The following is a 10426-nucleotide window of genomic DNA, read 5'->3' on the forward strand; positions in this document are numbered from 1 at the left end:
CCGATGAACCTGCCGGATTGTTGGGCTTGCGTAGTCAGCGCAGCTCCCAGGTTGACCGAACACGTTTCAGACTAGAGTGAGAGACCAACCGGGTTGGGAGTGAGCATGACCTAGCAAAGCCAATGATCCGATGAACCTGCCGGATTGTTGGGCTTGCGTAGTCAGCGCAGCTCCCAGGTTGACCGAACACGTTTCAGAAAAGCAAACGAGGAGGACCCAAAAATGACAAAAGAATACGATATCGTTGTAATCGGTGGCGGCCCAGCTGGAACGGCGGTTGCCGGTGGGCTTAAAGCGCAAGGTAAGTCTGTATTGATTGTTGAAGCGGACTTGTGGGGTGGTACTTGTCCTAATCGGGGGTGTGATCCGAAGAAGATTTTGCTTAGTGCGGTTGAAGCTCAGCAACGTGCTAAAAACTTACAAGGCCATGGCTTAACCGGTGTGCCAACGGTTGATTGGCCAGCTTTGATGACGACAAAACGCGGTTATACTGATGGTATTAATGATGGAACCTTGAGCGGCTTACAAGGCCAAAAGATTGCAACACTACATGGTCAGGCGACCTTTAACGCCGATGGCACGTTGCAAGTTGGTGACGAAACGGTTAGTGGGACCGATTATGTGATTGCGACCGGTCAACGGCCAACCATCTTACCCGTTGAGGGGCAGGAATACTTTAAGACGAGTACGGATTTCTTAGATCTCGATACGATGCCAAAACGGGTCACCTTTGTTGGCGGTGGCTATGTAGGGTTTGAACTCGCAACCATTGCTCGGGCGGCAGGGGCCGAAGTTCACTTGATTCATCATAATGAGCGGCCATTAAAAGCGTTTGACACTGAACATGTCCAAGCATTGATGGGGCAACTGACTGAACAGGGGATCACGTTTGATTTGAATGTTGACTTACAACGGATTACCAAGCAACCGGATGGCCTGCATTTGACGGCGGCCGATGGGTTCGACCTCACCACGGACTTAGTAATTTGTTCGGCAGGTCGACAACCAAATGTTGATTATTTGGGGTTGGCAAACGTGGGCGTTACGGTTAACCGCGGTGGCGTGCAAGTCAATGATCATCTTCAAACCGCCAATCCACATATTTATGCGATTGGTGATGTGAGCGATACACCAGTGCCAAAGTTAACGCCAGTCGCGGGATATGAAGCGCGTTACTTGGTTGGAGAATTAACGCAACCGGCTGCAGCAATCACGTATCCGGTGATTCCAACCGAAGTTTATGCAGAACCCAAGTTGGCTGAGGTGGGGCTCACTACGGCTAAAGCCAGAGAAGATTCAGCTCGGTATCAAGTGAACACGTTAGATATGACACACTGGTTCACCTATTATCGGTTGCAGACGCCCAAAGCTTTAGCGAAGGTCGTCGTTGATCGGCAAAGTGGGTTGGTCGTTGGCGCTAGCTTCTTGAGTGAAATTGCCGATGAAATGATTAACTATGTCATGACGTTAATTCAACAAAAAGTGACGTTGGCTGAGTTACAGAAACTTATCTGGGCTTATCCAACACCGGCTAGTGATTTACAATATTTAGTTTAATCATCACGGTCGGTAGTTCCTTATTTACAGCTGTTTAATCAAGATTCAGGTCTAATGAAAAGGGCCCGAATCTTTTTTTATTTGAAAAATAAGGTTGACTTCCGATATGTAAGGGTTTACATTATCAATATAGAAATTAAATAAAATTAGACATGTAACTGGTAAAGCAGGCAGGATCTAAAAAAGTAACGGGCATTCCCCGGCTACTTTTTAGATCCTGTTTTTTGTCGTTAGGAGTGACTATTATGGATTTTGATGCAAGTGCAAAAGCAATTATTGCTGGTGTTGGTGGTAAGCAGAATATTGTTTCTTTGATTCATTGTTCAACCCGGCTACGGTTTTCATTGAGTGATTTTGATCAAGCTGATTTGGATGAATTAAAAGCGATTGATGGCGTTTTAGGTGCGGTTATCGCCGGTGGCCAATGTCAGGTGATTATTGGTAATGATGTCGTGGATATGTTTGATGCTGTGCAAAATGAATTAGGTGAAGTTACAGGACAAGCGACTAAAGGCCCCAAGCAATCCTGGGGTAAAGTTGTCCTTGATTTTATTATTAGTGTCTTTCAACCTTTAGTACCAGCTATTGCGGGTGGTGGGATTCTTAAAGCGCTACTGATGCTACTTGCGATGTTCGGCTGGATTAGTGATAGTAGTCAAACGTATCAAATTTTAACCTTAGTTGGTGGGGCGCCGCTTTACTTCTTACCAATTCTGGTGGCAATTACAACCGCTCAGAAATTGAAAGTCAATCCGTTAGTGGCTGTTTCAACAGTGGGTGTTTTGATCTTACCTGATTTAGTCACAATGATGACTAAAGGGACGCAATTGTTTGGTATGAATGTGATGAACGTGACTTATAGTTCACAAGTTTTTCCAGCAATTTTAAGTGTGTTGTTCTATGCGGTGATGGAACGGTTCTTTACGAAGTACTCACCAAAGCCCATTCGGATCTTCTTTGTGCCAATGATGGCGATGCTCATTACCGCGCCAATTACGCTCTTATTCTTAGGACCTTTGGGTTATGTGGTTGGTGAAGGCTTTGTCAGTGTGATCTTGTTCTTGAATACACATCTTGGCTGGGTTGCGACCGCTTTGTTAGCTGGTGCTTTGCCATTTATGGTTGCAACTGGGATGCACAAACCAATGATTCCTTATGTCGTTTCAACTTTTAGTACGGTTGGGAAAGAAACGTTGTATCTACCTGCTTCCTTGGCACATAATATTTCAGAAAGTGGAACGTGTTTTGCCATTGCCATTCGGACTAAAGACACGAAGATGCGTGGGGTTGCGTTATCCGCAGCGATTTCAGCTTTGTTTGGCATTACGGAACCCGCGCTTTACGGGGTCACTTTACAACACAAACGGGCATTAACGAGTGTTGTGATTGGGAGTGTCATTGGTGGTGCCTACGTTGGTATTGTTGGGTTAGCCGGATTTACGATTGTGGGACCTGGGTTAGCCAGTTTACCAATGTTTGTGGATAAGAGTAATCCTGCCAACTTAATTCATGCGTTGATTGGCTTTGGACTTTCATTTGTCGTTTCATTTGTGGCAAGTTTGTTACTATGGAAGAATGAAACTAACAATGAAGCAGTCAAGGCCGATGCAACAACGACAACCAGTGTGGCTGCTGAAGATTTAACGGCACCGATTGCTGGTCAAGTCCTACCATTATCCGCAGTTCCTGACGATGTTTTTTCACAAGGGTTAATCGGTCAAGGTATTGCGGTCGATCCAAGTGAAGGTCGTTTAGTTGCCCCAACCGATGGGACGATTGAAATGGTCTATGAAACGAAACATGCACTAGGCATGAAGACCGATAATGGTGCTGAAATTTTATTCCATATTGGGTTAGATACCGTTCAATTGAATGGGCAGTATTTTGAATCTGATGTTCAGGTCGGTCAACATGTCACGGCGGGTGAAGTCTTAGAAACATTTGATTTAGACAAGATTAAAGCGGCTGGCTATAATCCAATTACGATGATGGTAGTCACCAATCAAGACAATTATGCAGTTGCTGTAGATGAAGTGACTGATGACCAAGAGACGCAATCAGTGATGAACATTGCGAAGTTAGGAGTTTAATCATGGGATTAAGAAAAGACTTTTTATGGGGCGGCGCGGTTGCTGCCAATCAAGTTGAAGGTGCTTGGAATGATGATGGTAAGGGATTGTCAGTTGCTGACGTTGCGACTTATAAACCAAAAGTTGATGTCAAAGATTATCGCAAGCAAGTCGGTGTGAGCTCCGCAGATATTGATGCGGCCATTAAGGCTACGGATACGACTGATTATCCCAAACGTCGTGGCATTGATTTTTATCATCGCTACCCAGAAGATTTAGCATTGTTCAATGAAATGGGCTTTAAAACGTTACGCTTATCGATCGCGTGGACGCGAATTTTTCCAACCGGTGAAGAAACTGAACCTAATCAAGCCGGATTAGCTTATTATCGAGAACTATTTGCGAAGATGCATGAGTATCAGATTGAACCAATTGTCACGTTATCACATTATGAGATGCCGTTAGCTTTAGCCACGAAATATAATGGTTGGGCTGATCGACATGTCATTGACTTGTTTGTGCGTTTTTGTCAGGCGTGCTTTACCGCGTTTAAAGATGATGTGAAGTATTGGTTGACCTTTAATGAAATCGATAGTGTGACGCGTCACCCATTTACGTCGGCAGGAATTATTCCTGATCAAACGGATAACTTGTTACAAACCGAATATCAGGCTTTTCATCATCAATTTGTGGCCTCAGCGTTAGTAACGAAAGCTTGTCATGAGATGATTCCGGGCAGTCAGATCGGTTGTATGTTGACGAAATTAACCGATTATCCAAATTCTTCTGATCCGCGGGATGTGTTAGCGTCATTTAATAAAAACACAATGAATTATTTCCCAGCCGATGTTCAAGTTTTCGGTGAATATCCAGCCTTAATCCTGAACTACTTTAAGGAACATGACTTGGATATTGAGATGACATCGGAAGATTTGGCAATTTTGAAAGCTAATCCAGTCGACTTTGTTTCGTTTAGTTATTACATGTCAATGGTCTCATCTTATGACGAGAATAATTTAACTTTAACAACAGGGAATACTGTCGTTGGTGGCAAGAATCCACATTTGCCAGCAACAGAATGGGGTTGGACCGTGGACCCAGTTGGGTTACGGATTTCACTATTACAACTCTATGATCGGTATCATAAACCATTGATGATTGTTGAAAACGGAATGGGTGCTAAAGATGACTTGACGGCGGATCATCACGTGCATGATGATTATCGGATTAAGTATTTCAAAGCGCACTTTGCGGAAATGATTAAAGCGGTCGATGCCGGCGTCGACTTGTTAGGCTATACAAGTTGGGCACCAATTGATTTGGTTAGTGCCTCCACGTCACAGATGTCGAAACGATATGGCTTCATTTATGTTGATGAAGATGATTTGGGACAGGGGTCGTTAAACCGGTACAAGAAAGATTCATTCACTTGGTATCAAAAAGTAATTGCCACGAATGGTGCTGACTTAGGCTAACGATAATTGGATTGGAGGGGTAGACGTGCTACGAATCAAGAAAGTGCTAAATTCGAGCGTGGTGCTCGCGACCAATGAGCGTGACCAAGAGTTTGTATTATTAGGCAAAGGGTTAGGTTACGGTAAACATCCTGGAACAGTGGTAACCGAACATGACTTTAATCAAGTGTTTGTCGCGACTCAGAATCCTAATGTTGAACAGTTGTTAACGACAATTGCGTCATCGTCCCCACATTTACTAGAAATTACGCAAGAAATTGTGACCCAGGCGCAACAACGGATAACTGCAAAGTTGAGTGAGACATTATATGTTGCTTTGCTAGATCATTTGAAGTTTGCATTGGAACGAGCGGAAAAAGGCATTGTGATTACTAATCGGGTTTATTGGGAAATCAAAACGTACTACGCCAGTGAGTTTGAGTTGGGACAATTAGCAGTTAAGCTGGTCAACGAGCAAATGGGAACTGAGTTTTCGGAACAAGAAGCGGCGAATATTGCGGCTCACATTATTAATGCCGAAAATGGAACTGATGAACGTAAAGATGCTTTGAAGGCGGGCCAATTAATTGGCAGGATCATCAATATTATCAAATATCAGGCCGGTGGCAAGCTAGATGAGCAAGGAATGAATTATCAGCGTTGTGTCGTTCATGTCAAGTTCTTGGTTGAACGGGCCATTGCCGGAAGCTTGTTAGCAAATGCTGATCCAGCTATGGTGGCATTAGTTAAAAGTCAAAATCCACGGGCTTTCCAGATTGCACAAAAGGTGGCGGCCTATTTGAATATGAAATTCAAGACGCCGTTACCAGATGAAGAAGTGATGTTGATGGCATTGCAAATACAACGATTAATATAAAAACGCGTAAGTTGTGGTGTCTTATTTTTAAGCTATTAAAAAGCTGGTGAGATGAAATCAGAAGATTCCGGCTCACCAGCTTTAATTATATGTCAGTCTTATAGTGCTTTCAGAAAAGCTAATCTAAGAAAAGTCGACAATTAATCGTTTTCCAAGTGCAAATGCAATTTTAGATAGTGTATCGAAACTTGTATTAGCACCACTTTCTATCCGCGCCACTGTTGATTGCGGTACAGATGCCTTGACTGCGAGTTCTTGTTGCGTTAATCCGGCAGTTTCGCGAGCTTTCATTAATGCGGCCGCACTGGCGAGTTTGCTGTAGTCACTATTATAAGAAGCTTTGAATGATGGGTTCTTTAAGGATTCTTGCAAATAATCATTAAATTTAATACTAGTCATTTTTATGTTCCTCCCAGTATTCGTCTCTGATCTTCATAGCGTGTTTGATTTCATAGGGTGGTGTTTTTTGTGCCTTTTTGCTAAATCCATGAGTGACTTGATAATTGGTGTCGGTTACATGAAAATATAGTCCACGTTGAATGTTATTGCCAGTTTTTGATCGTAGCTCAAATAGGTTATCGTCTAATTTCTTAATCCATTTCATCTTTCTAGCAACAATCAATCCTTGATCTTGTACGTTGGCAATGGTGGCTACTAGTTTTGAACGATCCTTATCAGGTAAAGATTGTAAAAACTCAATAAATTCGATGTGCCCATTGGGACGTTGATAAAATTCAAATTCTGGTTTTTTCATACCTTGAATTATAGCACATATTGATAAAAATACCATTATATGCTATTGACGGCTTACTTGATTCTTTTTTGCATCTCCGAATATTTACAGTCGAAACGTGCGACAAAAGACTGCTCCCTCCGCATAGCCTAGGCATATAAACGATTGAAAATGCATAATCATTCGTATGCCTAGGCTATATTCAGTAGCAAACCGTCTTTTGTCCCACTCTCTTCAGCAGCTAATTCAATTGTGCTAAAGCTTGCGCCGCTTTACGTCCTTGATGCACGATTCCAGAAATTGCGGTTCCAGAACCAGGATAGTAAGGGCCAAGCCAACCGCCGGCATTCAAACCAGCGGCGTACAGGCCGGTAATCGGTTGATCGAAGTTGTCGAGGACTTGGCCGTCAACATTGATCGTTAACCCACCAATGGCACCTAAGTTCGTGGCTTGATTATGATAAGCATAGAATGGCGCTTGCAATGGTTTCAAACCGGTGCGGCGACCAAATTCTAAGTCATTACCTTGGGTCATATTTTCGTTCCAAGTGGCGATCGTGGCATGTAAGTTTGCTACCGGCACATCGATTAAGTCGGCCAATTCTGCGATACTGTCGGCTCGTTTAACGACACCTTTTTTAACGTCTGCGGCTAAAGATTCAGTTGCCCAAACACTACCGGGTTCGCTAATTGACCGTTGATCAAAGATCATATAAGTTGGTTTCTCGAATTGTTTTTCTTGTTGGAAAATAGCGCGATATTGATAAGCGTAAGTCGCATCTTCGCAAACAAACCGTTTCCCAGCACCATTGACAAAGATTAATGGGATCGTTGGAACTTGATTGCTGGTCCCGTTCCCAGTCTTGCCACAAAAATCAATGGTACCACCCATGCCACTGACGGCACCGCCAGCGGATAAGCCCATCATTAAACCGTCACCAGTGTCCGACTTAGCGGATAAGCACGTATTGAACATCAAATCGTTATAATGTTGAGCGTTGTAAGCTTTAGCTAAGGCCGGATTATGATCGATGCTGGCGGTGGCTAAAATGACCCCACGGTTAGCTTTGATTAAATGGTCTTGGCCGTCATGACTGACTTTAACGCCGTAAACGTTGTGGTTGTTAGTATCTTGAACTAAAGCCACGGCTGGAGTTTCGTAATCAATAGTAGCCCCAGCAGCTAAGGCCGCTTTAAGTAACGTTTGGGTTAAGACTAAGCCATCTCCCATGCCACCACCTTTACCGGTGCCATTGTCGTAAATGTGAATTCGATCGGCAAAGTTAGCATCGTCCACATAAGGAATGTGGCAATGACCGTAGACACTAATCCAGTTGATACCAAGTGATGCCAACCAATCAATATTTTGGGGTGCACCTTGAGCTAAATCCTTAACGAGTTCAGGTTTAACCATGTTTTCGCCCGCTTGTAGCCACAATTTCGCATGTTTTTCGGGCGTGTCATTAGGATAGTCAGTTGTTGTCTGTTGTAGTTTTGTCCCCGCTGCTTGAATAACCCCACCGGAGTAGTTGGTGGTCCCACCAGGAATACCACTTTTTTCACTAATATAAACGGAAAGACCAGATCGTGCGGCTTCGGCGGCCGCAGCTAACCCAGCACCACCAGCACCGACAATCACAACGTCATAACTGGCATCAAAGTTGAGATCGGGCTTGTAAGCGACGGCCGGCATGACGGGTGATGGATTGTCTGGAGTGGCATCTGGATGAACCGATGCACTAGTGGTCGCATCGGTGGTTGATTGTTTGGGATTAGGAACTGTCACATCAAGGGCATCTTTGGCAGATAGTTGGCCGTCACTGACTGCTAGGGCTTTTTGCACGGCGTTCTTAAAACTGGTCGAGCTTACCGAAGCACCAGAAACCGCATCGACATCGGCACTATGAACCGCTTTCATTTTTTGCTGCATTTGTTCAATCCCTAAGGCACCGACTGTACCAGCTTGGGCGTCTGCTTCGACATCGATGAGTTCATGTTGATCGTTAACGGTAACCGTGGCCGTAATAACGCTATGAAACCCTTGTACGGCACCGATAAATTTTTGTGACATCTTCAACAACTTCCTTTCAATTACCAAGACTATGTTCATTGATTAACAATATCATAGCACATTTTTTATTACTCGGGTAAGATTTTTAACAAACCTTTAAATGTTATAATAAATTGTGTGATGCGGGAGGATGAACGATGACAAAAGCAACGGATCAAAGTATTATGACGACGGCTATTAAGCTCTTTAAAGCAACACAATTTGAACAGGTTACGATCAATGATATTTGTCGGGCCTGCGATATTACGAAACCCACGTTTTACTATCATTTCAACAGTAAGGATCAATTGATTAGTACCTATTTTCGAAGTCTAGTCGTCAAACTACCGGCACAACTACAACGTCAGGATGGGCCACAAGATCCACTCGAGCGGATCTATGATTTTTATCAACAGACCATCGACATTATTGCGACTTTGGGACCAGATTTGTATAGCCAATTGTATATTGCTAACTTAAAAATCAATCAGCATACGTTTGATCTTAGTGAATCAACTAACAAGTATGTGACGGACTTAATTCAGCAAGCACAACAGGCCGGTTCCATTAAAAATCACGCGCCAGCTGCCGAGATGTATCGCAGTTCAGTGATGTTGTTTGAAGGTGTCGAAATTAACTGGTGTTTTCAAAAAGGGGATTTTGACGCATTTGTGGCGACTAAACAGGCGTTGGCTGTATTATTCATGGTTTCGGATAGATAGTTCTAATATAGAAAGAATAAAAAATCACTTAGCCGTCGTTTAAGGCTAAGTGATTTTTTAGTCATTGAATTTTTTGCGCTTCATCTAAAATGTTATTAAAAATAGCGGTCCACTTTGGCATGCCTAGTTGTTGAGTCATCTGAATAGCCGTGGTGCACTTGGCCATTGTTAAATCTGACTTTGACAGATAGTCATCTAGGCCTTCGCAGAACTGTAAGATGATCCGTTCTAAAGCGGCATCTGGTTGTAAGGTTAATTGTTTAAGGTTCATAACACGATCGTGAACTTGATGGGGTTGATGGCGTTGGACACCCAGAATAACCAAGTTAGTCGTAAACATGAAGATCTCAGAAATCAATGCCGGATAGTCTTGATAATTGTCTTTATTCTTGAAGACACTGTGTAAAAGACTCGTTTGAATCGCATCAGGAATCGCGAACATTGTGTTACTGAACAACACAATGTCGTAATGAGTCCACGTATTCACCTTGGCTAAATATTTGCTGATCTCAGCGGCCTCTTTCTTTAGCGCCGGTCCCATTGGGCTAGCTTGTAACCGATTCATAAAGAGATCGACCATGATGACTAAATGCCGAAACTTGGTGATATGGCTTTCCTCATATTCGGCTTGTGCTTGTTGTTTAATTTGTTGAAGTGCCATGACTTTATCGGTTGTTGAAAACTTAGGATTATTAAAAGCTTGTTGCATGTCTCTAGTCCAACGTTCGAATGGCGGTAATTGATTATGAGCTTTGATGTATTCAAACTCATCTAGGGTTACAGTCAATTGATCTAACATCGCAAAGAACGTTTTGGTCATCATATCCGCGTCATTAGTACGGATGAGTTTGTAATAATTGGTTCGCGAGTAGTTCGAACCTTTAGCGATACTAGTGACGGTAATCCCCTTCATTATCCGAATCTGTTCAAGTGTGGCACCGATATCATTCAAAATAAGTTATCC

At 43.1% G+C, this 10426-nt stretch carries 9 protein-coding genes; 5 read left to right on the forward strand and 4 right to left on the reverse strand.

Features of this window, described 5'->3' with window-relative positions; translation table 11 throughout:
• Window positions 1-222 precede the first annotated feature (222 nt).
• The 4 genes from FFM84_RS07705 (at window position 223) to FFM84_RS07720 (ending at window position 5957) form a co-directional block, all read left to right on the forward strand.
• Window positions 223-1557, forward strand: a complete 1335-nt coding sequence (locus tag FFM84_RS07705) for a dihydrolipoyl dehydrogenase family protein (RefSeq protein WP_130844194.1) — start codon at window positions 223-225, stop codon at window positions 1555-1557.
• Between the two features lie 245 nt (window positions 1558-1802).
• Window positions 1803-3647, forward strand: coding sequence for a PTS beta-glucoside transporter subunit IIBCA (locus tag FFM84_RS07710; RefSeq protein WP_130844193.1), 1845 nt, complete (start codon window positions 1803-1805; stop codon window positions 3645-3647).
• Window positions 3648-3649: 2 nt separating this feature from the next.
• Window positions 3650-5101: a glycoside hydrolase family 1 protein gene (locus tag FFM84_RS07715; protein WP_130844192.1), complete on the forward strand. Its 1452-nt coding sequence runs from the start codon at window positions 3650-3652 to the stop codon at window positions 5099-5101.
• Between the two features lie 25 nt (window positions 5102-5126).
• The gene (locus FFM84_RS07720) at window positions 5127-5957 is read left to right on the forward strand and encodes a PRD domain-containing protein (protein ID WP_130844191.1); all 831 of its coding nucleotides are present in this window, start codon (window positions 5127-5129) and stop codon (window positions 5955-5957) included.
• A 123-nt stretch (window positions 5958-6080) separates the two neighbouring features.
• On the opposite strand, the gene FFM84_RS07725 is transcribed toward FFM84_RS07720, so the two are convergent.
• The 3 genes from FFM84_RS07725 to FFM84_RS07735 all read right to left on the reverse strand — a co-directional run bounded on the left by FFM84_RS07725 (window position 6081) and on the right by FFM84_RS07735 (window position 8761).
• On the reverse strand, window positions 6081-6356 hold the full coding sequence (locus tag FFM84_RS07725) for a helix-turn-helix domain-containing protein (RefSeq protein ID WP_130844190.1): 276 nt from the start codon (window positions 6354-6356) through the stop codon (window positions 6081-6083).
• Entirely contained in the window at window positions 6349-6711 is a 363-nt protein-coding gene (locus tag FFM84_RS07730) for a type II toxin-antitoxin system RelE/ParE family toxin (RefSeq protein WP_130844189.1), read from the reverse strand. Before FFM84_RS07730 ends, FFM84_RS07725 begins: the two co-directional genes overlap by 8 nt.
• A 220-nt stretch (window positions 6712-6931) precedes the next feature.
• Entirely contained in the window at window positions 6932-8761 is a 1830-nt protein-coding gene (locus FFM84_RS07735; protein WP_130844188.1) for an FAD-dependent oxidoreductase, read from the reverse strand.
• Between the two features lie 137 nt (window positions 8762-8898).
• Here FFM84_RS07735 and FFM84_RS07740 point away from each other — a divergent pair, with 137 nt between their 5' ends.
• On the forward strand, window positions 8899-9462 hold the full coding sequence (locus tag FFM84_RS07740) for a TetR/AcrR family transcriptional regulator (protein WP_130844187.1): 564 nt from the start codon (window positions 8899-8901) through the stop codon (window positions 9460-9462).
• A 61-nt stretch (window positions 9463-9523) separates the two neighbouring features.
• Here FFM84_RS07740 and FFM84_RS07745 read toward each other — a convergent pair whose 3' ends face one another.
• The gene (locus FFM84_RS07745) at window positions 9524-10414 is read right to left on the reverse strand and encodes an Rgg/GadR/MutR family transcriptional regulator (RefSeq protein WP_130844186.1); all 891 of its coding nucleotides are present in this window, start codon (window positions 10412-10414) and stop codon (window positions 9524-9526) included.
• Between the last annotated feature and the right edge of the window lie 12 nt (window positions 10415-10426).

This window comes from Lactiplantibacillus mudanjiangensis (assembly GCF_005405385.1).
Classification (GTDB): domain Bacteria; phylum Bacillota; class Bacilli; order Lactobacillales; family Lactobacillaceae; genus Lactiplantibacillus; species Lactiplantibacillus mudanjiangensis.

Excerpts from the sequence above, each read along its gene's own strand:
- FFM84_RS07740 (WP_130844187.1), top strand. The coding sequence starts at position 8,899 with ATGACAAAAGCAACGGATCAAAGTATTATGACGACGGCTATTAAGCTC.
- FFM84_RS07735 (WP_130844188.1), bottom strand. The coding sequence starts at position 8,761 with ATGTCACAAAAATTTATCGGTGCCGTACAAGGGTTTCATAGCGTTATT.
- FFM84_RS07705 (WP_130844194.1), top strand. The coding sequence starts at position 223 with ATGACAAAAGAATACGATATCGTTGTAATCGGTGGCGGCCCAGCTGGA.
- FFM84_RS07715 (WP_130844192.1), top strand. The coding sequence starts at position 3,650 with ATGGGATTAAGAAAAGACTTTTTATGGGGCGGCGCGGTTGCTGCCAAT.
- FFM84_RS07730 (WP_130844189.1), bottom strand. The coding sequence starts at position 6,711 with ATGAAAAAACCAGAATTTGAATTTTATCAACGTCCCAATGGGCACATC.
- FFM84_RS07710 (WP_130844193.1), top strand. The coding sequence starts at position 1,803 with ATGGATTTTGATGCAAGTGCAAAAGCAATTATTGCTGGTGTTGGTGGT.
- FFM84_RS07725 (WP_130844190.1), bottom strand. The coding sequence starts at position 6,356 with ATGACTAGTATTAAATTTAATGATTATTTGCAAGAATCCTTAAAGAAC.